This is a genomic window from Streptomyces sp. NPDC017529 (genome assembly GCF_044329785.1).
Taxonomy (GTDB): domain Bacteria; phylum Actinomycetota; class Actinomycetes; order Streptomycetales; family Streptomycetaceae; genus Streptomyces.
The window spans coordinates 121,534-148,532 of sequence record NZ_JBIRJY010000012.1 but is presented as its reverse complement, the minus strand read 5'-3'; the positions used below and the strand labels follow the sequence as shown (position 1 = coordinate 148,532).

Annotated in this window: 26 protein-coding genes; 22 read left to right on the top strand and 4 right to left on the bottom strand. The window is 73.4% G+C overall.

Translation table 11 applies throughout. The features are described from left to right. Positions 1 to 3 precede the first annotated feature (3 nt). The 15 genes from ACH4K4_RS27330 to ACH4K4_RS27260 all read left to right on the top strand — a co-directional run bounded on the left by ACH4K4_RS27330 (position 4) and on the right by ACH4K4_RS27260 (position 13,794). Positions 4 to 1,686: an acyl-CoA dehydrogenase family protein gene (locus tag ACH4K4_RS27330; RefSeq protein WP_398170854.1), complete on the top strand. Its 1,683-nt coding sequence runs from the start codon at positions 4 to 6 to the stop codon at positions 1,684 to 1,686. A 384-nt stretch (positions 1,687 to 2,070) separates the two neighbouring features. Then, positions 2,071 to 3,348 carry a GAF domain-containing protein gene (locus ACH4K4_RS27325; protein ID WP_398170852.1) on the top strand — a complete coding sequence of 426 codons (1,278 nt, stop codon included), beginning with the start codon at positions 2,071 to 2,073 and terminating at the stop codon, positions 3,346 to 3,348. 57 nt (positions 3,349 to 3,405) lie between these two features. Beyond that, positions 3,406 to 3,972 (top strand): GNAT family N-acetyltransferase, encoded by a 567-nt coding sequence (locus ACH4K4_RS27320; RefSeq protein WP_398170850.1) that lies wholly within the window; start codon positions 3,406 to 3,408, stop codon positions 3,970 to 3,972. Positions 3,973 to 4,126: 154 nt separating this feature from the next. Beyond that, positions 4,127 to 4,210: a putative leader peptide gene (locus tag ACH4K4_RS27315; RefSeq protein ID WP_312024626.1), complete on the top strand. Its 84-nt coding sequence runs from the start codon at positions 4,127 to 4,129 to the stop codon at positions 4,208 to 4,210. A 193-nt stretch (positions 4,211 to 4,403) separates the two neighbouring features. Beyond that, positions 4,404 to 6,101, top strand: coding sequence for a nitrite/sulfite reductase (locus ACH4K4_RS27310; protein ID WP_398170848.1), 1,698 nt, complete (start codon positions 4,404 to 4,406; stop codon positions 6,099 to 6,101). Beyond that, positions 6,098 to 6,295, top strand: a complete 198-nt coding sequence (locus tag ACH4K4_RS27305) for a hypothetical protein (RefSeq protein ID WP_398170846.1) — start codon at positions 6,098 to 6,100, stop codon at positions 6,293 to 6,295. Before ACH4K4_RS27310 ends, ACH4K4_RS27305 begins: the two co-directional genes overlap by 4 nt. After that, the gene (locus ACH4K4_RS27300) at positions 6,292 to 6,999 is read left to right on the top strand and encodes a phosphoadenylyl-sulfate reductase (protein ID WP_398170844.1); all 708 of its coding nucleotides are present in this window, start codon (positions 6,292 to 6,294) and stop codon (positions 6,997 to 6,999) included. Before ACH4K4_RS27305 ends, ACH4K4_RS27300 begins: the two co-directional genes overlap by 4 nt. A 40-nt stretch (positions 7,000 to 7,039) precedes the next feature. Beyond that, the gene (gene cysC, locus ACH4K4_RS27295; RefSeq protein ID WP_398170842.1) at positions 7,040 to 7,573 is read left to right on the top strand and encodes an adenylyl-sulfate kinase; all 534 of its coding nucleotides are present in this window, start codon (positions 7,040 to 7,042) and stop codon (positions 7,571 to 7,573) included. Further along, the gene (cysD, locus tag ACH4K4_RS27290; protein WP_398170840.1) at positions 7,570 to 8,526 is read left to right on the top strand and encodes a sulfate adenylyltransferase subunit CysD; all 957 of its coding nucleotides are present in this window, start codon (positions 7,570 to 7,572) and stop codon (positions 8,524 to 8,526) included. The genes cysC and cysD overlap by 4 nt, the downstream gene beginning before the upstream one ends. A gap of 2 nt (positions 8,527 to 8,528) precedes the next feature. Further along, positions 8,529 to 9,884 (top strand): sulfate adenylyltransferase subunit 1, encoded by a 1,356-nt coding sequence (locus ACH4K4_RS27285; protein WP_398170838.1) that lies wholly within the window; start codon positions 8,529 to 8,531, stop codon positions 9,882 to 9,884. A gap of 1 nt (position 9,885) precedes the next feature. Then, positions 9,886 to 10,023, top strand: a complete 138-nt coding sequence (locus ACH4K4_RS27280) for a hypothetical protein (protein ID WP_079108597.1) — start codon at positions 9,886 to 9,888, stop codon at positions 10,021 to 10,023. Positions 10,024 to 10,116: 93 nt separating this feature from the next. After that, positions 10,117 to 11,220 carry an aliphatic sulfonate ABC transporter substrate-binding protein gene (locus ACH4K4_RS27275; RefSeq protein ID WP_398170836.1) on the top strand — a complete coding sequence of 368 codons (1,104 nt, stop codon included), beginning with the start codon at positions 10,117 to 10,119 and terminating at the stop codon, positions 11,218 to 11,220. A gap of 32 nt (positions 11,221 to 11,252) precedes the next feature. Then, positions 11,253 to 12,095: an ABC transporter ATP-binding protein gene (locus ACH4K4_RS27270; protein ID WP_398170834.1), complete on the top strand. Its 843-nt coding sequence runs from the start codon at positions 11,253 to 11,255 to the stop codon at positions 12,093 to 12,095. Further along, positions 12,082 to 13,023 (top strand): ABC transporter permease, encoded by a 942-nt coding sequence (locus tag ACH4K4_RS27265; RefSeq protein ID WP_398170832.1) that lies wholly within the window; start codon positions 12,082 to 12,084, stop codon positions 13,021 to 13,023. Before ACH4K4_RS27270 ends, ACH4K4_RS27265 begins: the two co-directional genes overlap by 14 nt. Positions 13,024 to 13,026: 3 nt before the next feature. Continuing rightward, the gene (locus ACH4K4_RS27260; RefSeq protein WP_398170830.1) at positions 13,027 to 13,794 is read left to right on the top strand and encodes a sirohydrochlorin chelatase; all 768 of its coding nucleotides are present in this window, start codon (positions 13,027 to 13,029) and stop codon (positions 13,792 to 13,794) included. Between the two features lie 12 nt (positions 13,795 to 13,806). Here ACH4K4_RS27260 and ACH4K4_RS27255 read toward each other — a convergent pair whose 3' ends face one another. The 3 genes from ACH4K4_RS27255 to ACH4K4_RS27245 all read right to left on the bottom strand — a co-directional run bounded on the left by ACH4K4_RS27255 (position 13,807) and on the right by ACH4K4_RS27245 (position 17,729). Further along, on the bottom strand, positions 13,807 to 14,313 hold the full coding sequence (locus tag ACH4K4_RS27255; protein WP_398170828.1) for a metallophosphoesterase family protein: 507 nt from the start codon (positions 14,311 to 14,313) through the stop codon (positions 13,807 to 13,809). Between the two features lie 19 nt (positions 14,314 to 14,332). Then, positions 14,333 to 16,366, bottom strand: coding sequence for a CocE/NonD family hydrolase (locus ACH4K4_RS27250; protein ID WP_398170826.1), 2,034 nt, complete (start codon positions 16,364 to 16,366; stop codon positions 14,333 to 14,335). A 61-nt stretch (positions 16,367 to 16,427) separates the two neighbouring features. Further along, positions 16,428 to 17,729, bottom strand: a complete 1,302-nt coding sequence (locus ACH4K4_RS27245) for an acetyl-CoA carboxylase biotin carboxylase subunit family protein (protein ID WP_398170824.1) — start codon at positions 17,727 to 17,729, stop codon at positions 16,428 to 16,430. A 164-nt stretch (positions 17,730 to 17,893) separates the two neighbouring features. On the opposite strand from ACH4K4_RS27245, the gene ACH4K4_RS27240 reads away from it, so the two are divergent. Continuing rightward, a complete protein-coding gene (locus ACH4K4_RS27240) occupies positions 17,894 to 18,088 on the top strand; it encodes a DUF2795 domain-containing protein (RefSeq protein WP_398170822.1) in 195 nt (64 codons plus the stop codon). Positions 18,089 to 18,159: 71 nt separating this feature from the next. Here ACH4K4_RS27240 and ACH4K4_RS27235 read toward each other — a convergent pair whose 3' ends face one another. After that, entirely contained in the window at positions 18,160 to 19,428 is a 1,269-nt protein-coding gene (locus ACH4K4_RS27235; RefSeq protein ID WP_398171048.1) for an MFS transporter, read from the bottom strand. A 612-nt stretch (positions 19,429 to 20,040) separates the two neighbouring features. On the opposite strand from ACH4K4_RS27235, the gene ACH4K4_RS27230 reads away from it, so the two are divergent. The 6 genes from ACH4K4_RS27230 (at position 20,041) to ACH4K4_RS27205 (ending at position 26,997) form a co-directional block, all read left to right on the top strand. Continuing rightward, positions 20,041 to 20,574 (top strand): DUF3515 family protein, encoded by a 534-nt coding sequence (locus tag ACH4K4_RS27230; RefSeq protein WP_398171047.1) that lies wholly within the window; start codon positions 20,041 to 20,043, stop codon positions 20,572 to 20,574. Positions 20,575 to 20,805: 231 nt separating this feature from the next. Continuing rightward, positions 20,806 to 21,882 carry a glycosyltransferase family 9 protein gene (locus tag ACH4K4_RS27225; protein ID WP_398170820.1) on the top strand — a complete coding sequence of 359 codons (1,077 nt, stop codon included), beginning with the start codon at positions 20,806 to 20,808 and terminating at the stop codon, positions 21,880 to 21,882. A gap of 121 nt (positions 21,883 to 22,003) precedes the next feature. After that, on the top strand, positions 22,004 to 22,861 hold the full coding sequence (locus tag ACH4K4_RS27220; protein WP_398171045.1) for a polysaccharide pyruvyl transferase family protein: 858 nt from the start codon (positions 22,004 to 22,006) through the stop codon (positions 22,859 to 22,861). A gap of 222 nt (positions 22,862 to 23,083) precedes the next feature. Continuing rightward, positions 23,084 to 24,046, top strand: coding sequence for an NAD-dependent epimerase/dehydratase family protein (locus tag ACH4K4_RS27215; RefSeq protein ID WP_398170818.1), 963 nt, complete (start codon positions 23,084 to 23,086; stop codon positions 24,044 to 24,046). A 111-nt stretch (positions 24,047 to 24,157) separates the two neighbouring features. Then, positions 24,158 to 25,945, top strand: coding sequence for a carbamoyltransferase (locus ACH4K4_RS27210; RefSeq protein ID WP_398170816.1), 1,788 nt, complete (start codon positions 24,158 to 24,160; stop codon positions 25,943 to 25,945). Further along, positions 25,942 to 26,997 (top strand): glycosyltransferase family 2 protein, encoded by a 1,056-nt coding sequence (locus ACH4K4_RS27205; protein ID WP_398170814.1) that lies wholly within the window; start codon positions 25,942 to 25,944, stop codon positions 26,995 to 26,997. The genes ACH4K4_RS27210 and ACH4K4_RS27205 overlap by 4 nt, the downstream gene beginning before the upstream one ends. Positions 26,998 to 26,999: the final 2 nt, after the last annotated feature.

Here is a 26,999-nt window from a genome sequence, read left to right as displayed (position 1 = left end):
GCCATGGCAGCCACCACTCACACGGTCACGAACCAGCCTCCGCCGCTGGTCGGGTACGACGTCTTCGCGGCGGACGCGGCGCTCACCGAGGGCGTGGAACGGCATGTTCCGCCCGCCTTCCTGGACGAGGCACGCACCGAACTGGGCGAGCTGGGCCGCGCGGCGGGCTCCGCGCACGCGCAGCGCTGGGGGGAGCAGGCCGACGGCCATCCACCCGTCCTGCGTACACACGACCGCTACGGCCACCGGGTGGACGAGGTGGAGTTCCACCCGTCGTGGCACCGGCTGCTGGGGCACGCCGTCTCGTCGGGGCTCACCGGCGCCTGGTCGCGGCCGGCCGGGCACGTACGGCGTACGGCGGGGTTCCTGGTGTGGACGCAGGCCGAGGCGGGCCACGGCTGCCCGCTGTCGATGACGCACGCGGCGGTGCCCGCGCTGCGGGCCGACCCGGAGCTGGCGGCGGAGTGGGAGCCGCTGCTGACGTCGCCGGTGTACGAGCCGGGGCTGCGGCCGGTGGCGCAGAAGCCGGGCGCGCTCGCCGGGATGGCGATGACGGAGAAGCAGGGCGGCAGCGACGTACGGGCGATCACGACGCGTGCCGAGCCGCTGGCGGGCGACGGCGAGTACGTGCTGACCGGGCACAAGTGGTTCTGTTCGGCGCCGATGTCGGACGCCTTCCTGGTGCTGGCCCGGACGCCGGGGGACGCGCCCGTGGACGACGGCGGGCAGGGCGGGCTGACCTGCTTCCTGCTGCCGCGGGTGCTGCCGGACGGCAGCCGCAACTCCTTCCGTATCCAGCGGCTCAAGGACAAGCTGGGGAACCGTTCGAACGCCTCGGCGGAGGTCGAGTTCGACGGTACGACCTGGGCGCGGCGGGTCGGCGACGAGGGGCGCGGGGTGGCGACGATCATCGAGATGGTCGCGGCGACCCGGCTGGACTGCGTGACGGGGTCGGCGGCGGTCATGCGGCAGGCGGTGGCGCAGGCGCTGCACCACACCGCGTACCGGCGGGCGTTCGGCAGGCCGCTCGCCGACCAGCCGCTGATGCGCAACGTGCTGGCCGACCTGGCGCTGGAGTCGGAGGCGGCGACGGCGCTGGCGCTGCGGCTGGCGGCGGCGTACGACGCGGACACCGAGCAGGAGCGCGCGTTCCTGCGGCTGGCGGTCCCGGCCGCCAAGTACTGGGTGACCAAGCGCTGCACGCCGGTGGCGGCCGAGGCGCTGGAGTGCCTGGGCGGCAACGGGTACGTGGAGGAGTCCGGCATGCCGCGGCTGCTGCGCGAGTCGCCGCTCAACTCCGTCTGGGAGGGGTCGGGCAGCGTCCAGGCCCTGGACGTGCTGCGGGCGCTGCGCCGCGAGCCGGCGGCGCTGCACGCGTTCCTGACGGAGATCGGCACGGCCCGCGGCGCCGACCACCGCCTGGACGCAGCGGTCAAGGACCTGCTGACCGAACTGGCCGACCTGGAGGGCGTCGAAGCCCGCGCCCGGCGGCTGGCGGAGCGGATGGCGCTGGTCCTCCAGGGCGCACTGCTCGTACGCTACGCGCCGCCCGGGGTCGCCGACGCGTTCTGCGGCTCGCGCCTGGGCACCGACCACGGCGCCACGTTCGGCACCCTGCCCCCCACGCTCGGCCTGCGCGCGATCGTGGAGCGGGCCCGGCCGGTGGTGGCGGGCGAGGAGGGCTGAGGAGAGGCGGCGGAGTTCCCGGACGGGGCGGTGACGGGCCCCGTTCCCTTCAGAGGGGGGTGGGGTCCGGGGCCCGCCACCGCGTGGTCGGGGAGCGGTGCCGCGCCGACCCGGCACCCCCTCCCCGGTCTCGGGCCTGCCCTCAGGGCGGGCCCGCTGGGTCTGTTGCCGCCCGGCCGCGCGGCCGCGGCGCGCCGTCGGCGCGAGGAGGTCCGGTCACCATGCCGTCGCCCCCTCTCGTCCTGCCGGCCACCCTCCCCGCCGCCGTCATACGCCACAACGGTTGCAGCCGGTTGCAGCCAATTCCGCCGATTCGGCGTTCGAAGCGGTCCGGTGGCGGCACCATGGGCGGCAACTTACGGACAGTGCACAACGGAGAACAGCGTGAGCGACAGACCGATCGACATGGGTATCTGGTCGGCCCAGGAGGTACGCGAGACCACGCGGCGGCTCGCGTCGGTCCGTGAGGCCGCGCTCTGCGGGGGCCTGCCGGCCACCGCTCCCCGTGCGGTGATCGGCGAGTCCTGGCGCCGGGTGCTGGGCCGCGGCGTCGACCCGGACAGGGACCGCCGCGAGCGCCCGCTGACGGTGGAGGAGCTGGAGCACCGGCGGCACGGTTCGCAACTCGCGACGCTGCTGCCGCTGTTCAACACCGGCCTGCTGCCGGCCGCCGACGCCGCCCAGCAGATCATGGTCGTCACGGACGCCGAGGGGCGGGTGCTGTGGCGGGAGGGCTGCGCGCAGGTCCGGCGGATGGCCGACCGGCACGGCTTCGAGAAGGGTGCCGACTGGTCCGAGGACGTCGTCGGTACGAACGCCATCGGGACCGCGCTGGTGGCCCGGCGCCCCGTCCTGGTGCACTCCGCGGAGCACTTCGTCCGCACCCACCACCCGTGGACGTGCGCGGCGGCGCCGCTGCACGACCCGCGCGACGGGCGGCTGCTGGGCATCGTGGACGTGAGCGGCCCGGCGCACACCTTCCATCCGACGACCCTGTCGCTGGTCACGGCGGTCGCCCGGCTCGCCGAGTGCGAGCTGCGCGACCGGCACCACAGCGCGCTGGACCGGCTGCGGGCGAGCGCCGCGCCCGTACTGGCCAGGCTCGGCGGGCAGGCGCTGGCCGTCGACAAGGACGGCTGGACGGCGGCGGTCACCGGGCTGGCGCCGCCCGACCGGGTCGCGCTGCCCAAGTCCCCGGGGGCCGGGCCGCTGTGGCTGCCGCGCTACGGCATGTGCACGCTGGAGCCGCTGCCCGGCGGGTGGCTGATACGCGTCGGCGGGCCGGGCCAGGAGCCCCTGGCCAGCCGGGTGCTGCTGGACCTAGGCAGCCGGAACCGGCCCGCGGTCACGCTCACCTGCGCGGCCGGCAGCTGGACGCACGAGCTGAGTCCGCGCCACGCCGAGGTGCTGTTCGTACTGGCGCGGCGGCCGGAGGGGCGCAGCGCGGCCGACCTGGCGCAGGACCTGTTCGGGGACCGCGCCCGTACGGTCACGGTGCGGGCCGAGCTGTCGCGGCTGCGCCGCCATCTCGCGAGCGTGCTGGCGCACCGCCCGTACCGCTTCGCCGACGGGGTGGACGTGGAACTGCGGCTGCCGCCGCACCCGGTGGACCTGCTGCCGCATTCGACGGCACCGGCGGTGGTAGCGGCGCGGGGCGCCTGACCGGTGGGACCGCCTCCGGTCCGCGGGCGCGCGTGGGGCTGTGATTGGCTGGCCTTCATGAGCCTCACCGTGACCACCTGGCACCTCGAACAGACCTCTCCCGACGACCTCGCGCCCGCGGCCGCGCCCCCGGAGGAGCAGCGGATACGGATTGCCCGCGCGGAGGTGGTTTCGCCCGAGTTCAGCCGGTTCCTGTACGCATCCGTCGGCGGGGACATCGCCTGGACCGACCGGCTGGGGTGGTCGTACGGGCAGTGGGAGGAGTTCCTCGGGCGGCCCGGCGTGGAGACGTGGGTGGCGTACGAGCGGGGCACGCCGGCCGGGTACGTCGAGCTGGACCCGCAGGCCGAGGGGGTCGTCGAGATCAGCTACTTTGGTCTGCTGCCGGCGTTCCGGGGCCGGCGGATCGGCGGCCACCTGCTGACGCACGGGGCCGCGCGGGCGTGGGACCTGGCCGAGCGGTGGCCGGGGCGGGCGAAGACCCGGCGGGTGTGGCTGCACACGTGCAGCAAGGACGGGCCGCACGCGCTGGACAACTACCGGCGGCGCGGGTTCCGGGTGAGCGCGACAGAAGTGACCGAGGAACCGGACGTGGCCGCTCCGGGCCCGTGGCCGGGCGCCTGAGGAGTCGGGAGGGCGGGGCGGGTGTCCGGCGAGGCCGGGGACCCGCCCTTCCGCTTGCGTGACCGGCACCACATCGTCTCACTCCACGGGACACAGTTGTCCATATTCCGGATGACGGTGGACTGGCCCAAGAGCGCCGTGACACGCTTCCGTCATGTCTACAGCTGGAATTGCCTTGGTGAGTCGGCGGCACGTCGACCTCGGCCGCATGTCCAGCGCCATCTGTCCGGCGGGCTGACAGTCTCAGCAACGTCATCCTTTTCGCCGTCCCCACCGTCGCGGACGCGCGGGCACCCCTGATCCGACCCGCCCCGGACACTTTCGTACCAACACCTCGCGCCGCTCCGCGATGAGGTGCGTCCGCGCAGGTCACAGTGGGGTTGCCGCTGCCCGCCCCACTCTCACCGAGCCGCCCAGAAGGACATACCGCCATGGCCGCCACCCCCGAACGAACCGGTTCCGCCACGACCCGCCGCAAGGCCGGACGCCATCGCGGAGAAGGCCAGTGGGCCGTAGGTCACTTCACTCCGCTGAACGGCAACGAGCAGTTCAAGAAGGACGATGACGGTCTCAATGTGCGGACACGCATTGAGACGATCTACGCCAAGCGCGGTTTCGACTCGATCGACCCCAACGACCTGCGCGGACGGATGCGCTGGTGGGGCCTGTACACCCAGCGCAAGCCCGGCATCGACGGCGGCAAGACCGCGGTGCTGGAGCCCGAGGAGCTGGACGACAAACACTTCATGCTGCGGGTCAGGGTCGACGGCGGACGGCTGAGCGTCGCGCAGCTGCGGGCCATCGGCGAGGTGTCCCAGGAGTACGCGCGCGGCACCGCCGACATCACCGACCGGCAGAACATCCAGCTGCACTGGATCCGCATCGAGGACGTGCCGGCGATCTGGGAGAAGCTGGAGTCCGTCGGGCTGTCGACGACCGAGGCGTGCGGCGACTGCCCCCGCGTCATCATCGGCTCGCCGGTCGCCGGCATCGCGGACGACGAGATCATCGACGGCTCGTCCGCGATCGCGGAGATCGAGCGGCGCTTCATCGGCAGCAAGGAATTCTCCAACCTGCCGCGGAAGTTCAAGTCGGCGATCTCCGGCTCGCCCGTGCAGGACGTGGTGCACGAGATCAACGACATCGCGTTCGTGGGCGTCGAGCACCCCGAGCACGGTCCCGGCTTCGACCTGTGGGCGGGCGGCGGCCTGTCCACCAACCCGCGGCTCGGCGAACGGCTGGGCGCGTGGGTGGCGCTGGACGACGTACCCGAGGTGTGGGCCGGTGTCGTGGGGATCTTCCGTGACTACGGCTACCGGCGGCTGCGCAACCGCGCCCGGCTGAAGTTCCTGATGGCGGACTGGGGCCCGGAGAAGTTCCGTGAGGTGCTGGAGAACGAGTACCTGAAGCGGAAGCTGGCCGACGGTCCGGCGCCCGCCGAGCCCAGCTCGCGCTGGCGCGACCACGTGGGCGTGCACCGCCAGAAGGACGGCCGGTTCTACGTGGGCTTCGCGCCGCGCGTCGGCCGGGTGGACGGCGCCACCCTCGTCAAGATCGCCGAACTGGCCGCGGCGCACGGCTCGGACCGGCTGAACACCACCGTCGAGCAGAAGATGATCATTCTCGACGTGGCGGAGGAGCAGGTCGAACCGCTGGTCGCGGGACTGGAGGCGCTGGACTTCCAGGTCCGGCCCTCGCCCTTCAGGCGCGGCACGATGGCCTGCACCGGCATCGAGTTCTGCAAGCTGGCGATCGTCGAGACCAAGGCGCGCGGCGCCTCCCTCATCGACGAACTGGAGCGCCGGATGCCGGACTTCGAGGAGCCCGTCTCCATCAACATCAACGGCTGCCCGAACGCCTGCGCCCGCATCCAGACCGCGGACATCGGCCTCAAGGGACAGCTGGTGCTGGACGCCGACGGCAACCAGGTCGAGGGCTACCAGGTGCACCTGGGCGGCGCACTCGGCCTCCAGGCGGGCTTCGGCCGCAAGGTCCGCGGCCTGAAGGTCACCGCCGACGAGCTGCCCGACTACGTCGAGCGGGTGCTGACCAGGTTCCAGGAGCAGCGCGAGGAGGGCGAGCGGTTCGCCACCTGGGCCGCCCGCGCGGAAGAGGGTGCGCTGAAGTGAGCGGGCGGGCCGCGCCGTTCTACTGCCCGTACTGCGGGGACGAGGACCTGCGCCCGTCCGAAGAAGGACACGGCGCATGGGAATGCGGGGCGTGCAACCGCGCGTTCCGGCTCTCGTTCCTCGGACTGCTGGCCAAGGGTGTCGCCACCCCGGCCCCGCAGTACGACAACCGCCAAGGGGGCAGCAGCACATGACGACGACTCAGGACCGTACGGAAACCGAGCTGGCCGCGCTCGCCGAGCAGGCGGGCCGCGACCTGGAGGACGCCTCCCCGCTTCAGATCCTCACCTGGGCCGCCGAGACCTTCGGCCCGCGCTTCTGCGTCACCTCCTCGATGGAGGACGCGGTCGTCGCGCACCTGGCCTCGCGCGCCTTCCCCGGCGTCGACGTGGTCTTCCTCGACACGGGCTACCACTTCCCGGAGACCATCGGCACCCGGGACGCGGTGGCCGAGGTGATGGACGTCAACGTCATCACCCTCACGCCCCGGCAGACGGTGGCCGAGCAGGACGCCGAGCACGGGCCGCGGCTGCACGACCGCGACCCGGACCTGTGCTGCGCGCTGCGCAAGGTCAAGCCGCTCGAAGAGGGGCTGACCGGGTACGACGCGTGGGCGACGGGCCTGCGCCGGGACGAGTCGCCCACCCGGGCCGGCACCCCGGTCGTCGGCTGGGACCCCAAGCGGCGGAAGGTGAAGATCTCGCCGATCGCCAGGTGGACGCAGGCCGACGTGGACGCCTACGTCACCGGGCACGGCGTGCTCACCAACCCGCTGCTCCTGGACGGCTACGCCTCCGTCGGCTGCGCGCCCTGCACCCGGCGGGTGCTGGCGGGCGAGGACGCCAGGGCCGGCCGCTGGGCCGGGAGCAACAAGACCGAGTGCGGACTGCACGGATAGGGCCGCTGACCGCACGATGACGGACACTCAGGAGATACGAATGACGGGCGCCACGGTGTGGCTGACCGGCCTGCCCAGCGCCGGCAAGACCACGATCGCGTACGCGCTGGCGGAGCGGCTGCGGGGCGAGGGCCACCGCGTCGAGGTGCTGGACGGCGACGAGATCCGGGAGTTCCTCTCGGCGGGGCTCGGGTTCAGCCGGGCGGACCGGCACACCAACGTGCAGCGCGTCGGCTTCGTCGCCGAACTCCTGGCGAGCAACGGCGTCAAGGCGCTGGTGCCGGTGATCGCGCCGTACGCGGACTCGCGGGAGGCGGTGCGCAAGCGTCACCAGCGCGAGGGCACGCCGTACCTGGAGGTGCACGTGGCCACGCCCGTCGAGGTGTGCTCCGAGCGGGATGTGAAGGGCCTGTACGCCAAGCAGGCGGCGGGCGAGATATCCGGGCTGACCGGCGTCGACGACCCGTACGAGCAGCCCGAGTCGCCCGATCTGCGCATCGCCTCGCACACCCAGACCGTGCGGGAGTCCGCCGCGGCGCTGCACGCGCTGCTCGCCGAGAGGGGACTGGCATGACGACCGCCGCCACCGTGAACGCCGAGGGGCCCGGCGGCGCCGGGGACGCCGGCAACCCGTACGCGCTGAGCCACCTGGACGCGCTGGAGTCCGAGGCGGTGCACATCTTCCGCGAGGTCGCGGGCGAGTTCGAACGGCCGGTGATCCTCTTCTCCGGCGGCAAGGACTCGATCGTCATGCTGCACCTGGCGCTGAAGGCGTTCGCGCCCGCGCCGGTGCCGTTCGCGCTGCTGCACGTGGACACCGGCCACAACTTCCCCGAGGTGCTGGAGTACCGCGACCGCACGGTGGCCCGGCACGGGCTGCGGCTGCACGTCGCCTCCGTACAGGACTTCATCGACCGCGGCGAACTGCGCGAGCGACCGGACGGCACCCGCAACCCGCTCCAGACCGTGCCGCTGCTGCACGCCATCGAGTCGAACCGCTTCGACGCGGTGTTCGGCGGCGGGCGCCGCGACGAGGAGAAGGCGCGCGCCAAGGAGCGGGTCTTCTCGCTGCGCGACGAGTTCGGCGGCTGGGACCCGCGCCGCCAGCGCCCCGAGCTGTGGCAGCTCTACAACGGCCGCCACTCCCCCGGCGAGCACGTGCGCGTCTTCCCGCTGTCGAACTGGACCGAGCTGGACGTGTGGCAGTACATCGCCCGCGAGAAGATCGAACTGCCCGCCATCTACTACGCGCACGAACGCGAGGTCTTCGCGCGCGCCGGCATGTGGCTGGCGCCCGGCGAGTGGGGCGGCCCCAAGGACGGCGAGCGGGTCGAGACGCGGCGGGTGCGCTACCGCACCGTCGGCGACATGTCCTGCACCGGCGCCGTCGACTCCGACGCGGCCACCATCGAGGCCGTCATCGCGGAGATCGCCGCCTCCCGGCTCACCGAGCGGGGCGCGACGCGGGCCGACGACAAGATGTCCGAGGCCGCCATGGAGGACCGCAAGCGCGAGGGGTATTTCTAACCATGAGCACGATTGTCGACCCGGTCGACGTGGCCGCTACGGCGGCCACCTCACTGCTGCGCTTCGCCACCGCCGGCTCGGTGGACGACGGCAAGTCCACCCTGGTCGGGCGGCTGCTGCACGACTCCAAGTCGGTACTGGCCGACCAGCTCGAAGCGGTCGAGCGGGCGTCGCTGGGCCGCGGCCAGGAGGCGCCGGACCTGGCGCTGCTGACCGACGGGCTGCGGGCCGAGCGGGAGCAGGGCATCACCATCGACGTCGCCTACCGCTACTTCGCCACGCCCCGGCGGCGGTTCGTCCTCGCCGACACCCCGGGGCACGTGCAGTACACCCGCAACATGGTCACCGGCGCCTCCACCGCCGAACTGGCCGTGGTGCTGGTCGACGCCCGCAACGGTGTCGTGGAGCAGACCCGCCGGCACGCCGCCGTCGCCGCGCTGCTGCGCGTCCCGCACGTCGTCCTGGCCGTCAACAAGATGGACCTGGTGGACTACGCGGAGCCGGTCTTCGCGGCGATCGCCGCGGAGTTCACCACCTACGCGGCCTCCCTCGGCGTACCGGAGATCACCGCCATCCCGATCTCGGCGCTGGCCGGCGACAACGTCGTGAGCCCGTCCACGCACATGGACTGGTACGGCGGCCCGACCGTGCTGGAGCACCTGGAGACCGTGCCGGTCGTGGCCGACCCCTCCGCGGACCCGGCCCGCTTCCCCGTGCAGTACGTCATCCGCCCGCAGACCCCCGAACTGCCCGACTACCGCGGCTACGCGGGCCAGGTGGCCTCCGGCGTGCTGCGCGTCGGCGAGGCGGTGACCGTGCTGCCCTCGGGCCGTACGAGCACGATCGAGGCGCTGGACGTGCTGGGCGAGGCGGTGGACGTGGCCTGGGCGCCGCAGTCGGTGACCGTACGCCTCGCCGACGACCTGGACATCTCGCGCGGCGACCTGATCGCCCCGGCCGCCACCCCGCCCGCCACCACGCAGGACGTCGAGGCGACCGTCTGCCACGTCGCGGACCGGCCGCTGAGGACCGGCCAGCGGGTGCTGCTCAAGCACACCACGCGCACGGTCAAGGCGATCGTCAAGGACATCCCTTCCCGGCTGACGCTGGACGACCTCTCCCAGCACCCGGCGCCCGGCGAGCTGGCCGCCAACGACATCGGCCGGGTCGTGCTGCGCACCGCCGAGCCGCTCGCGCTGGACGCCTACGCCGACTCCAGGCGCACCGGATCGTTCCTGCTCGTCGACCCGGCGGACGGCACCACGCTGACCGCGGGGATGGCCGGGTCCGCGTTCGCCGAGGCGGCCGGGGCCGCGGCGGCAGTCGCGGACTCCGACGACGCGGAATGGGACTTCTGACATGACCGGTTCCCTGGCCCCGGACGCCCTCGCGACCTTCGCGGACGCCTTCTCGACGTTCGCGAAGGAGGGCGGCCGGATCGGCAGCGGCGCCCTGGGCAGCGGCCAGGGCGGCGTCGGGCGATGTGCGGGCCGATGACGCGCCGCCGCATGCCCTCCTTCCGAAGTACCACCGCTCTGCCGGGCCCGCCATAGGCGTTCGCCGCCCGGCCCTCCGAGAGGACCCCCTCCCGTGCCAGCCGTACGCCACCGCCTCCTGGCGGCCCTCGCCGTCGTCCCCCTGCTGACCGGCGCGCTGGGTGCCTGCGGGTACGGCTCCCGCGCCAAGCAGGACGGCCAGGGCGCGGTCGCGGTCCGGGGCGCGAAGATCGACGGCCTCGACCGGGTCAAGGTCGGCTACTTCGCCAACACCACGCACGCCACCGCGCTGGTCGGGGACAAGAAGGGCTTCTTCCAGAAGGAGCTGGGCGGCACGAAGTTCGCGCCGTCGGTGTTCAACGCGGGTCCGGCGGAGATCGAGGCGCTGAACTCCGGCGCGATCGACATCGGCTGGATCGGCCCGTCCCCCTCGATCAACGGCTGGACCACCTCCAAGGGCAAGAGCCTGAAGATCATCTCCGGTTCGGCCTCCGGTGGCGTCTCGCTCGTGGCCAACCCGAAGAAGATCAAGAACCTGGACGACCTCAAGGGCAAGACCATCGCCACCCCCCAGCTGGGCAACACCCAGGACGTGGCGCTGCTGAACTACCTGGCCGAGAAGGGCTACCAGGTCGACGCCACCACCGGCAAGGGCGACGTGACCGTCCAGCGCACCGAGAACAAGGTCATGCCGGTCGCCTTCCGGCAGGGCGGCATCGACGCCGCGTGGGTGCCCGAGCCGACCGCCTCCAAGCTGGTCGCCGAGGGCGGCAAGGTGCTGCTGGACGAGAGGAAGCTGTGGAAGGACGGCAAGTTCGTCATCACGAACGTGATCGTCTCGCAGAAGTTCCTCAAGGAGCACCCGAAGGCCGTCGAAGCGGTGCTGCGCGGTTCGGTCAAGACCAACACGTACCTCAAGACCCACCCGGCCGAGGCCAAGCAGGCGCTCAACGACAAGCTGGGCGAGGAGTCCGGCAAGCCGCTGCCGCCGGCCGTGATCGACCCGGCGTTCCGGAACATCGACGTCACCGACGACCCGCTGGCCGCCACCCTCCGGCTGGAGGCCGACCACGCGGTCAAGGCCGGGCTGCTGAAGAAGCCCGACCTCAAGGGCATCTACGACCTCACGCTGCTCAACAAGGTGCTCAAGGCCGAGGGCAAACCGGCGGTCGACGACGCCGGCCTCGGCAGCGAGTAGACCCGCGCACCGCACCCCAGGAGGTGACACCGATGACGACCACCACGCTCGGCAAGCCCGGCAGCCGGACGTCCGCCACGGCGGACGCGGACGGCGCCGACACCGCCTACGCCGCTCGCATCGACCATGTCTCGAAGTCGTTCGGCCGCCCCGGCGCGCGGCAGCACGTGCTGGACGACATCAGCATCGATGTCGCGCCGGGCGAGTTCGTGTGCCTGCTGGGGGCCTCGGGCTGCGGCAAGTCGACGCTGCTCAACCTCGTCGCCGGGCTCGACGGCCCCTCGGCGGGCAGCATCGAGACGCCCGGCGGCCGGCCCGCCCTGATGTTCCAGGAGCACGCGCTGTTCCCGTGGCTCACCGCGGGCCGCAACATCGAACTGGCGCTGCGGCTGCGCGGGGTGCCGCGCGCGGAGCGCCGGGGCGAGGCCGAGCGGCTGCTGGAGCTCGTACGGCTCAAGGGCGCGTACGGCAAGCGGGTGCACGAGCTGTCGGGCGGTATGCGGCAGCGGGTCGCGATGGCCCGCGCACTCGCCCAGGACAGTCAGCTCCTCCTCATGGACGAGCCCTTCGCGGCGCTCGACGCCATCACGCGGGACGTGCTGCACGACGAACTGACCCGCATCTGGCGGGACGCCAACGACAGTGCCTCCGGCAGCGGCGGCCTGTCCGTCCTGTTCGTCACCCACAACGTCCGGGAGGCGGTACGGCTCGCCGAGCGGGTGGTGCTGCTGTCCTCCCGGCCCGGCCGGATCGCCCGCGAGTGGACCGTGGACATCCCGCATCCGCGGCGCATCGAGGACGCGGCGGTCGCCGACCTTTCCGTAGAGATCACCGAACAGCTCCGTGGGGAGATCCGCCGCCATGGCCAGCACTGAGACCGGCACCACCGAAACGGCCGGCGGGACCGGCACCGCCGAGGCGGACGCCGAGAAGCCGGATGGCGCCTCCGGCGACCTCGCCGGGCTGGAAGCCGGCCTGGACGCCCTGGACACCACGGTCTCCGACCGCCAGCCCTGGCTGCGCGCGCTGGTGTCCAAGGCCGTGCCGCCGGTCGTCGCCGTCGCGCTCGTCCTCGGCCTGTGGCAGCTCGCCTACCACTTCGAGCTCAAGGACCACTACCTGCTGCCCAGCCCGGTCGACGTGGCCCGGTCGCTCCAGGACAAGTGGCTCGAAGGCACCCTGCTCGACTACGTGTGGACGAGCGTGTCGCGCGGCGCGCTCGGCTTCCTGGCCTCGGTGGCGATCGGTACGCCGCTCGGCCTGATCGTCGCTCGGGTCAAGCCGGTACGGGCCGCGATCGGCCCGATCCTCAGCGGCCTCCAGTCGCTGCCCTCGGTGGCCTGGGTGCCCGCCGCCATCATCTGGTTCGGGCTGAGCGACGCCACGATCTACGCGGTGGTGCTGCTCGGCGCCGTCCCCTCGATCGCCAACGGCCTCGTCGCCGGCGTCGACCAGATCTCGCCGCTCTACCTGCGCGCGGGCCGTACGATCGGCGCGCGCGGGCTGACCGGCGTCCGGCACGTCCTGCTGCCGGCCGCGCTGCCCGGCTACCTCGCCGGACTCAAGCAGGGCTGGGCGTTCTCCTGGCGCTCCCTGATGGCCGCCGAACTCATCGTCAACGCCGCCGACCTGGGCACCGGCCTCGGCCAGCTCCTCGAACAGGGCCGCGAACTCCAGGACATGCCCTGGGTGCTCTCGGCCATCCTCCTCATCCTCGTCGTCGGCATCGGCATCGAACTGCTGATCTTCGCGCCGATCGAGCGGCGGGTACTGCGCAGCCGCGGCCTGCTGGTGAAGAGCTGACCCATGGACGCACGACCCGCCCGCCCCGCCCTCCTCGTCATCGCCCACGGCAGCCGCGACGCGCGGCACGCGGCGGCCGTCACCGCGCTTCGCGCGCGCGTACGGGCACTGCGGCCCGGCCTGCGCGTGGAGGTCGCCTTCCTCGACTTCAACGCGCCGGGCGTGCCCCGGGCGCTGGAGCGGCTGGCGGCGGACGGCGTACGGGACGTGGTGGCCCTGCCGCTGCTGCTCACCCGGGCCTTCCACGCCAAGGCCGACATCCCGGCGGTGCTGCGGGAGGCCGCCGCGCGGCTGCCCCGCCTCACCGTCCACCGGGCCGGGGTCCTCGGCCCGTCCCCGCTGCTGACCGCCGCGCTGGAACGGCGGCTGCACGAGGCCGGGCTGCGGCCCGGCGACCGGCGCTCGACCGGGGTCGTGCTGGCCTCGGCGGGCTCCTCGGACCCGGAGGCGATCGCAGTGATCGCTGAAATCGCGCGGGAGTGGCGGCGTACCACCGGTTGGTACGCCGTGCGGCCTGCGTTCGCCTCCGCTTCCCTCCCCCGCACGGCGGACGCCGTACGGGCCCTGCGGGCCGAGGGCGCCGAACGGGTGGCCGTGGCCCCCTACGTCATCGCCCCCGGCCGCCTCCCGGACCGCATCGCGCGCGGCGCGGAGGAAGCCGGCGCCGACGTCCTCGCCGACGTCCTGGGCCCGGCGCCGGAGCTGGCCCGGCTACTGGTGCGGCGGTACGAGGAGGCGCGGTGGCGGGGTGTACCGGCGATGGTGGCGTAACCGGGCGCCCCATCAGCCGCGCGGCGGCAGCCGGTGCAGTTGTACGTCGGTGAGGCGGCCCGACACGGCGGTCGCCGTCATGTACGTGCAGTACGGCTGCCGTCGGCGGTCGGTCGGTGAGCCGGGGTTGAGCAGGCGCAGGCGGCCGTCGTCCGTCGTGGTGTCCCAGGGGATGTGGCTGTGGCCGAAGACGAGCACGTCGAGGTCGGGGTACCGCGCGGCGCAGCGGCGTTCGCGGCCCTGCTTGGGGCCGGTCTCGTGGACCACGCCCCAGCGCAGGCCGCCGAGTTCGGCGTACGCCACCTCCGGCAGGCAGGCGCGCAGGTCCGGGCCGTCGTTGTTGCCGTACACGCCGAGGAGCCTGCGGGAGCGTTCCTCCAGGAGGTCCAGGGTGGCGGTGTCCACCCAGTCCCCGGCGTGTAGGACGACGTCGGCCCGCGCCACCTCGTCCAGCAGCTGCGGCGGCAGGGCCTTGGCGCGTTTGGGCAGGTGGGTGTCGGACGTCAGCAGCAGGCGCACGGGCCGACCGTAACCTCTCTCACAGGCAGTCGCGCGGCAGTTTCTCGTTCCAGGTGCGGGAGAAGACGCGGCGGTCGTTCTCGTAGCCGTCCAGGGTGGCGTCGATGAGGAACTCCTTCTCGGTGCAGCGGAGTTTCTGGTGGGTGACCACCTTCACGTCCCAGTCGCCGCGCCGGAAGCGCATGGTCCAGAGCGTCTCCCCGGCGGCGGAGGTGAAGTCGTCGGCGACGGTCGCGTACCGCTCGTAGGCGCGCCGGCCGACCTCCATGCCGGTGTCCTCCAGGCGCACCAGTCCGCGGTCCTTGACGATCTCCAGCTCGGAGTGGTAGCCGACCAGGTCGCGCTTGACCTCCCAGCGTTCCTCCGGCGGGGACAGCTGGGTGGTGGTGAGCGGCCGGGTGCCCTCCGGCTCGCCGAACGGGCGCGGGGGCAGCCGGTCCGGTTCGGTGGTGGGCCGTACCGGCAGGGTCAGGGTGCTGGTTCCCTCGTACACGCTCAGGGTGGCGGGCCGGGGCGGCGGCCAGGCGAGCGGCCAGTAGGAGGTGGACAGCGACAGCCGGATGCGGTGGCCCGGCGGGAACGCCTGGGCGACGCCGTTGAGTTGGACGGTGGCCCGGTAGCGGCGGCCGGGTTCCAGCGGCTGCGGTTCGCCGATCTCCTCGTGGTGGGCCAGGTTGAGCACGCCGTAGGTGACGCGGGTGGCCCGGCCGTCGGGGTCCACGTCGCTGAGGCGGGCGGCGACCATGGCGACCGGTTCGCTGACCGACAGGTCCAGTTCGACGGTGGGCGAGCCGAGGATCTCCACCCGTTCGGTGAGCCGGTCGCTGTCGAAGACCAGCGACCCGCCGTCCTCCTCGCGCTGGTCGTACGGGAGGTCGGGCGGCGCGTTGTAGGAGGCCCACTTGCCGGCGAACTGGCCGACGGACAGCGGTGACCGCACGGTCAGCACGCCGCACCCCCGGTCGCCGCAGTCCTCGCCGTCGGCGCCGATGCGGTGCCGGAAGAGCGGGCGGGCGGCGGAGCGGACGTGTGGCGAGGGCCAGTCCGGCTCGCCGACCCAGCGCCCGGGGCGGGTCTCGTAGGACGTGCACGGCGGCACGCTGTCCTGCATCCACGCGCTGAGCATCGGCCCGTCCATGACGCCGTTGTCGGCGCCCTTGAGCCAGTGGTCCCACCAGCGCACGACTTCCTGGAGGTAGCCGATGGCGGGGCCCGGTTCGCCCAGGTGGGGGAACTTGTGCGACCAGGGGCCGATCAGGCCCTTGCGCGGCACGTCGAGGCCGCCGAGCAGGCGCGTCACGGCGTTGGAGTAGCCGTCGGCCCAGCCGCTGGAGGCGAGGACCGGGCAGCGTACGGAGCTGTAGTCCTCGCAGACCGAGGCGTGCCGCCAGTAGGCGTCGCGACGCTGGTGGCTCAGCCAGTCCAGCGCCCACGGCCTGGTGTTCTCCAGCCGTTCCCGCCACATCTCGCGCCACCGGCCGCCGACCACGGCGGGGTCGGGCGGGCAGGTGGCGTAGGCGAACATGGTGCCCGCCTCGGCGAGGTTGTCGGAGAGCAGCTGGCCGCCCATGTAGTGCATGTCGTCGGCGTACCGGTCGTCGGTGAAGGACGCGATGACGATGGCGCGCAGGCTCTCGGGCTGCCGGGCGGCTACCTGGAGGGCCGCGAAGGCGCCCCAGGAGAGGCCCATCATGCCGGTGTTCCCGTCGCACCAGGGCTGTGCGGCCAGCCAGGCGAGCACGTCCTCGGCGTCGGCCTGCTCCTGTTCCAGGTACTCGTCCTTCAGCACGCCCTCCGACTCGCCGGTGCCGCGCAGGTCGACGCGGACGCAGGCGTAGCCGTGGCCGGCGATGTAGGGGTGGTGGACGGAGTCGCGTACGGCGGTCAGGTCCCCCTTGCGGTACGGGATGTACTCCAGCACCGCGGGCACCGGTTCCTGGTCCGAGGCGGTGGGGCGCCAGACGCGCGCCGACAGGCGGGTGCCGTCGGAGACGGGGATGGTGACGTGGTCCTCCTCCGTAGTCGCGCAGGGCAGGTTGCTGACGAAACGCATGGGGCGGCCTTCTCCTCGCTGTCGTGCGGTCGGCGCGGCCGGGCGGGCCGGGCGCGCCGGTTCAGCTGTTCCCTTCGGCGGGCCCGGCCTTGTCGCAGGCCAGGTTCAGGGCCGCCACGCAGTGGTCGTACTTCTCGCGCAGTTCCTCTTCACTGTCGCCCCCGGTGAAGACATGGGCCAGTTCGAAGCTGTAGCTGTCCTGCTCGTCCATGGCCGACAGGTGCTGGCCCGGCTCGGGTATCACGTGGATCCGCGTGCCCGGTATCTCCTTCTCGATGCGCGCGATGTCCTCCTGGGAGGGCACCGCGCGGGCGACGCCGTCGGTGAACCACCGGTAGTACCACTTGGCGGCCGTTCTGTAACGGCCGGCGCGGTGCGGCATGGCGGGGTCCTCGCCGAGGGCGAGGCGCAGCATGGCGTGGTGGTTGGGGGCGCCGTCGACGTACTGGAAGAGTTCGGCGTGCGACTGGGAGTGCCGGGGATTGACCTCCAGCACGTTGATCTCGTCGGCGTGCGGATCGTAGAAGAACTCGATGCTGAACGTCGCCTCCTGCATCCCGATCTGCCGCATGACGCGGGCGGAGGCGCCGCGCAGCCGGTGCAGCACGGGCTCGGGGAGCGTCGAAGGGTACTGGTGGCGCAGGAAGGACGAGCTGTCCGGGTAGTCGATGGAGTCCAGTACGCCGTAGACGGTGACCTCGCCGCCGTGGACGTAGCCCTCGACCGCGACCTGGATGCCGGACAGCGCCTCCTCCGCCAGGCAGACCTGCCCGCCGACGCCCGCCATCTCCGGGGGGAGGTCGAGGCGGTCGAGGATGTACTCGAAGGGCCCGCCGACGCGGCCGATGCCCTTGCGTATTCTGGCGGCCGCCGCGCGGAACTCGTCCTCGTCCTTGACGCCGAAGGCCAGCTCGGAGGAGTACGCGAGGGCGGGCTTGAGCCACATGGGGAAGCCGACGCCCTCGGGCGGGGCCGGGGTGCTCGCGTGAAGATCGACACGGCCGAAGCGCGGGTGGGTGCTGACGGCCTTCTCCTGCTCCAGGCGGCTCCAGTACTTGTGCTCGCACTTGACCACCGACTCCAGGCTGGTGCTGCGGGTGCCGTAGCGCTCGCTCAGGATCGGTACGAGGGTGCTCACCGGGAAGTCCCAGTAGCCGACGATCGCGTCGATGGTGCCGTCGAAGGAGTCCAGGACGTGCTGGGCCTTCTCCAGGACACAGGGGACGGACACCTCGCCGGACTGGAGTTCTCTGAGGGTGAGCAGCGGGTGGAAGCGGTACCGCTCCGCGTCGGGTACGTCGTGCAGGGCGGGCAGATTGGCCTCTTTCAGGCCGAGCACGAAGATGTTTTTCTCGTCGCTCACCGATCCTCCTGGTCTTGCCGTCCTGGAGGAAGGGGGTACCCGTGTGGCCGTCCGTGAACCGACGGAACGCACGTCCGATTAATCCGATTATGCCCGGGTACTGGAGGGGCGGCCGCCCGGCAGCCCGCCGGACGGCACCCCCACCCCCGTGAACCGGAGGACCCATGAGCGACACCAACCCGATCGAGCTGCAGAAGGCACTCAAGGGCGCGCACTACCCGGCGAGCAAGGACGACCTGGTCTCCTGCGCCCAGGACAACCACGCGGACCGGCGGATGATGGACAAGATCTCCGATATCCCGGGCAAGAACTACGAGAACCCCGCCGAGGTGGAGAAGGCCGTCTTCAAGAACCGCTGAGCGGTGTGCCGGAAGACCGGTGAACGCCTCCGGGGCCGGTGGGACGCGTGTCCCGCCGGCCCCGGAGCGCGTCAGGCCACTGACCGGTAGTCCGCCGCCATCGCGGGGGCGGGAGCCGGAGCGAGCCAGGCGACGCGCCTGCGGGAGCGCAGCAGGCTGCCCGCGCCGATCGCCACCGCGATGATCAGACCGCCGGCCACCAGGGCGCCCCGGGCACCGGCCACCTCCATCAGGAGGCCCAGCAGCGGCGGGGCGACCAGGCCCCACACCGTGCTCGCGCTGCGCCACACGCCCAGCACCCGGCCCCGCATGTTCGCCGGCGGGTCCGTCTGGAGCACCGTCGTACCGGCCGTGTCGGAGACCGACTCGACCACCGACATCGGCAGCACCAGCACGAGCAGGACGATCAGCGAGGGGGACAGCCCCGCGAAGACCTGGAGCAGCGCGCCGGCGGCGGCCAGCGCGCCGACCAGCCTGACCGAGGGGTTGCGCAGCCGGGCGGCGAGGATCGCGCCGACGATGCCGCCCGCGGCCAGTACGGAGGAGACGGTGCCGAACGCGCCGGCGCCCGCCGCCAGCGGCCCGGTGACCAGGACCGCCAGGGTCAGCTGGTAGTTCCGGCCGAAGATCGCGCTGAGCCCGGTGATGGCGGCCAGCGCCACCAGGCGCGGCCGGCGCATGAAGAACGCCAGGCCGTCACGGGCCCGGTCACCGATCTCCTCCTCCGCGGCGCCCACGCTCTCCACCGCCTTCTCGGTGGCCTGCGAGGACTTCGCCGGAGCCCGCAACGCCTCGCCGACCGGCCGCAGGAAGGGAATGACGGCCGCGACGAACAGGAAGGACAGGCCGTTGGCCGCGTAGGCGGCACCGGTGCCCAGGAACCCGACGGCGACACCGGCCAGCCCCGTACCGCCGAGGCGCCCGACGCTGTGCACCAGCGAGCCGACCGCGATGGCGGAGGGCACGTCCTCCCGGCGCACGAGGTCGTTGCCGAGCAGCGCGGTGGCGGGTCCGTCGATCGTGGCGATCAGGCCGGTGACGGCGGCCAGCGCCATCAGCAGCCCGTAGTTGAGCTGGTCGAACGCGACCAGGGCCGCGGTGGTGAAGGCGACCAGGCCCAGGACGGCCTGGCTCAGCGCCGCGGTGAGCTTGCGCGGCCAGCGGTCGACGGCGGCGCCGCCGAACAGGCCCATGATCAGGCCGGGCCCCGCCTGGACGGACAGCGACAGACCGGTGGCCGCCGCGGACCCGGTGAGCTGCAGCACCAGCAGGTTCTGCACGGTGAGCTGCATCCAGGTGCCGGCGTTGGAGACCAGGTTGGCCACCGACCACCAGCGCATGCTGCGGTAGCGCAGCGAGCGCCACGGAGCGTGGTCGCCGCCCTTGCCTGCCGCCTTGCGGCCCAGCAGGTACCGGAAGCCACCGACGCGCCGTCGGAGATTTTTTGTGGTTTCGACTGTTTCGGGGGTTTCCGGTGCGGGCACCGTTTCGGGAGAGTCCGCCTGCGCCGGGACACGGGCAGCGGAACGGGCAGCAGAAGACACAGCGGCAGAGAGACTTCGTGAAGAGCCCAGCAGGCTCGGGGAGCGGCTCGGCGGGCGCGAGGGGCACGACTGCGTGCGCGGCGTCGGCGCCGATTCGGTCGGATTGCCGGCCTCTCCCGGTCCGTGGCGACGGAACCTTTCAGGCCCAGCAGTCCCCACATCTTCACAGACGGCTCCCGGACGGGGGAACACCCACCCGCGAGCCGACCGCGCCACAGTCCCGCCTGAACCCCCTGGATCCCTTGCGGCACAAGGGGAGCAGGGGGCGGGTGGGGTTGCTCACAGAAGCCGCCATTGCAGTGTCGTCGAGGACGATGTGCATCGGTTCCCTCACGGGTGCGTGTACCCGTGCCCCCACCTCCCGCGCCGCTGGCGGTCGCCGCCCGGCGCGACTCGGCCGGGGCGGTAATGTCACCCGGAACGGCAGCAGGCATTGATGGACCCGAGAAGGCGCGACCCGGCATGTTTCCCTCGTCACGAAAAGCGCGTCTGTTCTCCGGAGTGGCTGTCGGTGCCCTTCTTGCTGCGGGTGGAGTAATCGCCCTGGCGGTTGATTCCTCTTCGCCGGCCGTGGAAAGCGCCCCGAACGCACACCACCCCGCGTGCGGTGACCTCGCGAAGCGATATCCGTCCCAGCTGCTCGGTGCGGACCGGTCCGGGGCCGGGGCTCCGGGAGTGGCCGTCTGGGGGGATTCCGCCGTCGTTGTGCGTTGCGGTCTGACGCCGCCCAGGCCGACCACCGACCCGTGCTTCGTCGTGAACGGTGTGGACTGGGTGCTGGAGCAAGGGAAATCCAGGAGCGGCAAGAAGGTGCTCATCACCTACGGCAGAAACCCAGCCGTGGAAGTGACGGTGGCGGACGCGTCGCCCTCTGCCGGAGACAGCCTGGTCGATCTCGGTGATGCGGTGAAAAGGATTCCGCAGAAGTCCAAGTGCGTCTGAGTTCTTTTCCGGGTGCCGGCGGCAGCCGTACGCCGGTGAGCGCCGCCGGGCCCCGTGGCGCCCCCGTGGCGCCCCCGCTGGCGGTCAGCGGTCGCGGGGCGCGGGAGGGGACCGCACATTGGTGGCAGTGGTCCGTGCCGTGCGAGCAGGCCGGGCCGCGCAGACCCGTGCCCGCCCCCGGAAGCGGTCCGGCGCACGAGGGGCGCGCAGGAACGCCAAGGAGGCATCCGTATGACCTCGGCCCGCCCGAGCCCGCGTGACCTGCTGTTTCCCGCCGACCGGCCGCGCATCCTGGTCCTCAGGGCGCTCGGCCTCGGTGATCTGCTGACGGCGGTGCCCGCCCTGCGGGCGCTGCGCACCGCCCATCCGCACCACGAACTGGTGCTGGCGGCGCCCCGCCGCCTCGCGGAGGCCGCCGCGGCGACGGGCGTCGTCGACCGGCTGCTGCCCGCCTCGGCACCGGCCCGTGAGGTGCCGCGGACGATCGGCTGGAGCGGTCCGCCGCCGGACGTCGCCGTGGACCTGCACGGCAACGGGCCCGCCAGCCACCTGCCGTTGCAGGCGCTGCGCCCGTCCAGGCTGTTCGCGTACGCGCATCCCGCCACGCCCGGCGTCCAGGGCCCCGTCTGGCGGGCGGACGAGCACGAGCGGGACCGCTGGTGCCGCCTGCTGACCTGGTACGGAATTCCGGCGGACCCGGCGGACCTGCGCATCGACGCGCCCGCCGGGCCCTCGCCCGCGCCCGGCGCCGTCGTGGTGCACCCGGGTGCGGACGCCGGGGCCCGCCGCTGGCCGCCGGAACGGTTCGCCGCCGTGGCCCACGCCCTGTACCGGGCGGGCCACCGGGTCGTCGTCACCGCGGGGGCCGGGGAGGGGCCGCTCGCGCGGCAGGTGGCCGGGCAGGCCGGGCTGCCCGGGTCGGCGGTTCTCGGCGGCACGGCGGACGTGCCGTTCCGGCAGCTGGCGGCGCTGGTCGCGCACGCCCGCGCGGTGATCGTGGGCGACACCGGCCTCGCGCACCTCGCCAGCGCCCTCGGTACGCCGTCCGTGGTGCTCTTCGGGCCCGTCGCCCCCCGGCTGTGGGGTCCGCCCCGGCTGCCGCGGCACCAGGTGCTGTGGCACCCGGGCCACACCGACCGTGCCCGGCCCGGGGACGCGCACGGCGAGCAGCCGGACAGCCGGCTGCTGCGTGTCACGGCGGCGGAGGTGCTCACCGCCGTCGCGCGGCTGCCCGAACCCGTACGGGCACCGGCCGCCGCGCCGGCCGTGGCACCGGCGGCGGCACCGGCCGTGGCACCGGTGTCGTGAGCGGGCCCGGGGGCCGTGGTCCCGCGTCCGGCGGGAGGAAGGAGCCGTGACCGGCGGTCCGCCGCGGGTCCTGCTCACGGGCTGGTTCAGCTTTCTGCACGGTGAGGTGACGGCCGGCGACATGCTCGCGGCCGAGGCCGTGCAGCACGCGCTGCGGACCGCCGGGATCGCGTACGACACCGCCTGGTCACCGGTGTTCCGGCCGGACGCGCTGCACCTGGACGACGCCGATCCGGCCCGCTACACCGACCTCGTCTTCGCCTGCGGCCCGGTGCACTCCCGTCCTCCGGCGGGCGGCGGGCCGAGCCCGCTGCTCGCGCTGCACGACCGGTTCGCCGGCTGCCGCCGGGTCGCCGTGGGCGTGTCCGTACCCGATCCGGACGATCCGGCCGTGACCCGGTTCGACGAAGTGCTGGCCCGTGACCTGGCCGGGCGGCGGACCGGGGCGCAGGATCTGAGCCTGCGGGCCCCGGAACCGGCCGGCGTCCCCCTCGTGGGCGTCGTGCTGACCGGCGGGCAGCACGAGTACGGCGCCCGCCGCCGGCACACCGAGGTCGGTGACCTCCTGACGGGCTGGCTCGGCACCGTGCGCGCGGCCCGCCTGCCGTTGGACACCCGGCTGGACAGCCGCGACTGGCGGCTGCCCGCGACGCCCGGCGAACTGCACACGGTGCTGGCCCGGCTGGACGTGGTGGTGACCACCCGGTTGCACGGCATGGTCCTGGCGCTGCGCGCGGGCACCCCCGCGCTCGCCGTGGACCCGGTCGAGGGCGGCGCGAAGGTCAGCGCCCAGGCGGCGGCGCTGGACTGGCCGGCCGTACTGGGCTGTGAGCGGGCGCAAGCGGCGGAGCTGGACCGGCTGTTCGCCTGGTGCCTGTCGGCGCGGGGGCGGGAGCGGGCCGCGCGGCACACGGCGCGGCCGGCCGGCGGCGGGCTGCTCGACGGGCTGCTGCGGTGCCTGGACCGGCCGTACGGGTGACTCTGGCGCGGCGGTCGAGCCATCGGCGACGCACCGCAAGGTCCTTGCGCGCAAGGGGGGTTGGCGGCCTGTGGGCGGGCTGCGTGGAGAGTGGACGCGTCGCTGAGCGACTTTTCAGGCTAAACGATGTCATCAGCGGACGCAGCGCCACTTAGAGTGACGTTTCTCCTGAGGCTGGCGAGGCACCCGAATTCCGGCAGATCCCCGAAGCGAGGGAGAGCAATGAACGCCGCCCTTTCCCGGAACTGGAAACACGCCGTGGTGACCGGCGGCGCGGGTTTCGTCGGTTCGCACCTGTGCACCGCCCTGCTGGACCAGGGCACCGCCGTCACCTGCGTCGACGACCTGAGCACCGGAACACACGAGAACGTCGCCCACCTGCGGGGCATGCCGGGCTTCCGGTTCGTCGAGGCCGACGTGACCGAGCCGTTCGAGACCGGGCGCGACGTGGACCTCGTGCTGCACTTCGCCTCCCCCGCCTCCCCCGCCGACTACCTGCGGCTGCCCCTGCACACGCTGGACACCGGGAGCCTGGGGACGCGCAACGCGCTCCTGGTGGCGCGGGCGACCGGGGCGCGCTTCGTCCTGGCGTCCACCTCCGAGGTCTACGGCGATCCGCTGGAGCATCCGCAGTCCGAGACCTACTGGGGCAACGTCAACCCCGTCGGGCCCCGGAGCGTGTACGACGAGGCGAAACGTTTCGGCGAGGCGATGACGACCGCCGAGGCGGGCACCCACGGCACCGACACCGGCATCGTGCGGCTGTTCAACACCTACGGGCCGCGCATGCGGGGCCACGACGGCCGCGCGGTGCCGACGTTCATCCGGCAGGCGCTGGCCGGCGAGCCGCTCACCGTCACCGGGGACGGCCGGCAGACCCGGTCCCTGTGCCACGTGGACGACACCGTCCGGGGCATCCTCGCCGCGGCCGCCTCCGACCTGCGCGGCCCGGTGAACATAGGCAACCCGGCCGAGATCACCATGCTCGGCCTCGCCCACCTGATCATCGAACTGACCGGTTCCCGCTCCGGGGTCCGGTACATCGAGCGGCCCACGGACGACCCCGCGGTCCGCTGCCCCGACATCACGATGGCCCGCGGCAAGCTGCAGTGGGAGCCCGAAGTGGCGCCACGGGACGGCCTGGCGCGCACCGTCGACTGGTTCCGCAAGCGGCGGGCGGCCTGACGCCGCCTCCGGTTCCGGCGGCCGCCGGTGCCTTCGGCGTACGGACCGCCCGCCCTCCGGGGCGGCAGGCCAAGAGCGCCATCCCTCCCGACGAAAGGCCAGCGAAACCCCATGCGCATTCTCGGCATCAACGCGCTCTTCCACGACCCCGCCGCCGCCCTCGTCGTCGACGGGCGGACCGTGGCCGCCGCCGAAGAGGAACGTTTCTCCCGACGTAAACACGGCAAACGCCCGGTGCCCTTCGCCGCCTGGGAGATGCCCGAACAGGCCGCCGCCTGGTGCCTGGCCACGGCCGGCCTGCGCCCCGAGGACCTGGACGCGGTGGCGTACTCCTTCGACCCCGGGCTCGCCCGGCCCGCCGAGCAGATGGGCCTGGACGACCCCTGGGACCACCTGCGCCTGACGTACGCGCGGGAGGCGCCCGGGTTCCTCAAGACGGCGCTGCCGGGCCTCGACCCGCAGCGGGTGCGCCACGTCCCGCACCACATGGCGCACGCGGCGTCCGCCGCGTTCGGCGCCCCGGACGCCGACAACTCCTCGGTCCTGGTGCTCGACGGCCGCGGCGAGGCCACCTCGCACCTGGCCGCGCAGCGCGTACAGGGCAAGCTGGAGCCGCTGTACGGGCAGGAGCTGCCGCACTCGCTCGGACTCGTCTACGAGGAGCTGACCGCGCACCTCGGGTTCCTGCGCTCCTCCGACGAGTTCAAGGTGATGGCGCTGGCCTCGTACGGCACCCCGCGGATGCTGCCCGAGCTGCGCCGCCACGTGTACCCGACGGGCGACGGCGGCTTCCACGCCGCGCACGTGCCGTGGAGCGACCTGTGCGTACCGCGCCACCCGGACGAGCCGTGGAGCCAGGCGCACGCGGACCTCGCGGCCAGCGCCCAGCTGGTGCTGGAGGAGACGCTGCTGGACCTGGCGCGCTGGCTGCACGGCCGGACGCACGACAGCGTGCTGACGCTGGCCGGCGGGGTGGCGCTGAACTGCGTGGCCAACGCGCGGATCGCGCGCGAGGGGCCGTTCGACCGGGTGTGGGTGCAGCCCGCCGCCGGTGACGCGGGCACCGCGCTCGGCGGCGCGCTGCTGCTGAGCGCCGACGGCGGCGAGGAGCCCGCCGCGATGCCCGGCGCCGACCTCGGCCGCGGCTGGTCCGACGCGGAGCTGGAGGCGTGGCTGCGGACCGCCGCCGTGCCCTTCGAGCGGCCCGCCGACATCGCGGCGACCGTCGCGGAGGCGCTGGCCGAGAACGCCATCGTGGCGTGGTTCCAGGGGCGTTCGGAGTACGGGCCGCGGGCGCTCGGCCACCGTTCCCTGATGGCGCACCCCGGTCACTCGGCGAACCTGGAGCGGCTCAACGACGTCAAGGGGCGCGAGCAGTTCCGGCCCGTGGCGCCGATGGTGCTCGCCGACCGGGCGGCCAGGATCTTCGACGGGCAGCTGCCCAGCCCGTACATGCTCTTCGTGCACGACGTGGCCAAGGAGTGGCGGGAGCGCATCCCGGCCGTGGTGCACGTGGACGGCACCGCCCGCATCCAGACCGTCGATCCGGCGGACGAGCCGCTGGTGGCGCGGATGCTGGCCGAGTTCGAGCGGCGCACCGGGCTGCCCGTGGTCGTCAACACCAGCCTGAACACGGCGGGCCGGCCGATGGTCGACGACCCGCGGGACGCGCTGGAGTGCTTCGGTTCCACGCCGGTGGACCTGCTGGCCATCGGCCCGTTCGCGGTGCGCAGGGACGCGTTCTTCGCCGCCGGGTCCCGGTCGGAGCGGCGCCCCGCGGAGGTGCTGTCCTTCCCCACCGGTACCGAGGAGGAGCCCGTGGCGCCGGCCTCCTACGGCCGGCTGGCGGAACGCGCCGGGGCACCGGTGGCGGGCAGCGGCGAGGAGGCGGTCCGATGACCTCGCCGACCGCCGCCGACTACACGGTGGTGATCCCGACCCTCGGGCGCCCGAGCCTGACGGCGTGCCTGCGGGCGCTGGCCGCGGCAGGGGAACCGCAACCGCTGCAGGTCGTGCTGGTGGACGACCGGCCGCTGGACGACTGCACGCCGCTGCCCGCCGAGATCCCCGCGGAGCTGCGCGACCGGACGAAGGTCGTGCCCGGCTGCGCCCGGGGCCCGGCCGCGGCCCGCAACACGGGCTGGCGCGCCGCCGACGCCACGCCGTGGGTGGTCTTCCTCGACGACGACGTGGTGCCGGGACCCGCGTGGGGCCCGGACCTGGCCGCCGATCTCGCCGCCGCCTCGCCGCGTACGGCCGGCATCACCGCGGACATCGCCGTCCCGGTGCCGGCGGAGCGCCGGTCGACGGACTGGGAGCGCAACACCGCCGGGCTGGCGACCGCGAAGTGGATCACCGCGGACATGGCGTACCGGCGGGACGCGCTGGAGTCCGTGGACGGCTTCGACGAACGGTTCACACGCGCCTTCCGGGAGGACGCCGACCTCGCGCTGCGGACCCTGGCGGCGGGCTGGACGCTGGCCGCCGGCACCCGCCGCACCACGCACCCGGTGCGCCCGGCCGGCCGCTGGGTGTCCGTACGGCTCCAGGCGGGCAACGCCGACGACGTGCTGATGACCCGCCGGCACGGCCGGGACTGGTGGCACCGCGCGGACGCGCCGCGCGGCCGGCTGCCGCGGCACCTGGCGGTGACGGCGGCCGCGGGGGCCTCGCTGGCCTGTGCCGCGGCCGGCCGGCGGCGGGCGGCGCTGGTGTTCGCCGGGCTGTGGCTGGGCGGCACGGCGGAGTTCGCGTGGGCGCGGATCGCGCCGGGCCCCCGTACCCGCGACGAGGTGGTCACGATGGCGTTGACCAGCGCGGCCATTCCGCCGGCCGCCGCCGGGCACTGGCTGCGCGGCCTGGTGCGGCACCGCCGGGTGGCGCCGCTGAGCGTCCGGCCGGCGCCCGCGGTGCCGCAGGCCCTGCCGCAGCCGGTGCCGGAGCGGGTGTAGCC

Excerpts from the sequence above, each read along its gene's own strand:
- ACH4K4_RS27330 (WP_398170854.1), top strand. The coding sequence starts at position 4 with ATGGCAGCCACCACTCACACGGTCACGAACCAGCCTCCGCCGCTGGTC.
- ACH4K4_RS27320 (WP_398170850.1), top strand. The coding sequence starts at position 3,406 with ATGAGCCTCACCGTGACCACCTGGCACCTCGAACAGACCTCTCCCGAC.
- ACH4K4_RS27315 (WP_312024626.1), top strand. The coding sequence starts at position 4,127 with ATGTCTACAGCTGGAATTGCCTTGGTGAGTCGGCGGCACGTCGACCTC.
- ACH4K4_RS27310 (WP_398170848.1), top strand. The coding sequence starts at position 4,404 with ATGGCCGCCACCCCCGAACGAACCGGTTCCGCCACGACCCGCCGCAAG.
- ACH4K4_RS27300 (WP_398170844.1), top strand. The coding sequence starts at position 6,292 with ATGACGACGACTCAGGACCGTACGGAAACCGAGCTGGCCGCGCTCGCC.
- cysC (WP_398170842.1), top strand. The coding sequence starts at position 7,040 with ATGACGGGCGCCACGGTGTGGCTGACCGGCCTGCCCAGCGCCGGCAAG.
- cysD (WP_398170840.1), top strand. The coding sequence starts at position 7,570 with ATGACGACCGCCGCCACCGTGAACGCCGAGGGGCCCGGCGGCGCCGGG.
- ACH4K4_RS27285 (WP_398170838.1), top strand. The coding sequence starts at position 8,529 with ATGAGCACGATTGTCGACCCGGTCGACGTGGCCGCTACGGCGGCCACC.
- ACH4K4_RS27280 (WP_079108597.1), top strand. The coding sequence starts at position 9,886 with ATGACCGGTTCCCTGGCCCCGGACGCCCTCGCGACCTTCGCGGACGCC.
- ACH4K4_RS27270 (WP_398170834.1), top strand. The coding sequence starts at position 11,253 with ATGACGACCACCACGCTCGGCAAGCCCGGCAGCCGGACGTCCGCCACG.
- ACH4K4_RS27265 (WP_398170832.1), top strand. The coding sequence starts at position 12,082 with ATGGCCAGCACTGAGACCGGCACCACCGAAACGGCCGGCGGGACCGGC.
- ACH4K4_RS27260 (WP_398170830.1), top strand. The coding sequence starts at position 13,027 with ATGGACGCACGACCCGCCCGCCCCGCCCTCCTCGTCATCGCCCACGGC.
- ACH4K4_RS27250 (WP_398170826.1), bottom strand. The coding sequence starts at position 16,366 with ATGCGTTTCGTCAGCAACCTGCCCTGCGCGACTACGGAGGAGGACCAC.
- ACH4K4_RS27240 (WP_398170822.1), top strand. The coding sequence starts at position 17,894 with ATGAGCGACACCAACCCGATCGAGCTGCAGAAGGCACTCAAGGGCGCG.
- ACH4K4_RS27235 (WP_398171048.1), bottom strand. The coding sequence starts at position 19,428 with ATGCGCTGGTGGTCGGTGGCCAACCTGGTCTCCAACGCCGGCACCTGG.
- ACH4K4_RS27230 (WP_398171047.1), top strand. The coding sequence starts at position 20,041 with ATGTCACCCGGAACGGCAGCAGGCATTGATGGACCCGAGAAGGCGCGA.
- ACH4K4_RS27225 (WP_398170820.1), top strand. The coding sequence starts at position 20,806 with ATGACCTCGGCCCGCCCGAGCCCGCGTGACCTGCTGTTTCCCGCCGAC.
- ACH4K4_RS27220 (WP_398171045.1), top strand. The coding sequence starts at position 22,004 with ATGCTCGCGGCCGAGGCCGTGCAGCACGCGCTGCGGACCGCCGGGATC.
- ACH4K4_RS27215 (WP_398170818.1), top strand. The coding sequence starts at position 23,084 with ATGAACGCCGCCCTTTCCCGGAACTGGAAACACGCCGTGGTGACCGGC.
- ACH4K4_RS27210 (WP_398170816.1), top strand. The coding sequence starts at position 24,158 with ATGCGCATTCTCGGCATCAACGCGCTCTTCCACGACCCCGCCGCCGCC.
- ACH4K4_RS27205 (WP_398170814.1), top strand. The coding sequence starts at position 25,942 with ATGACCTCGCCGACCGCCGCCGACTACACGGTGGTGATCCCGACCCTC.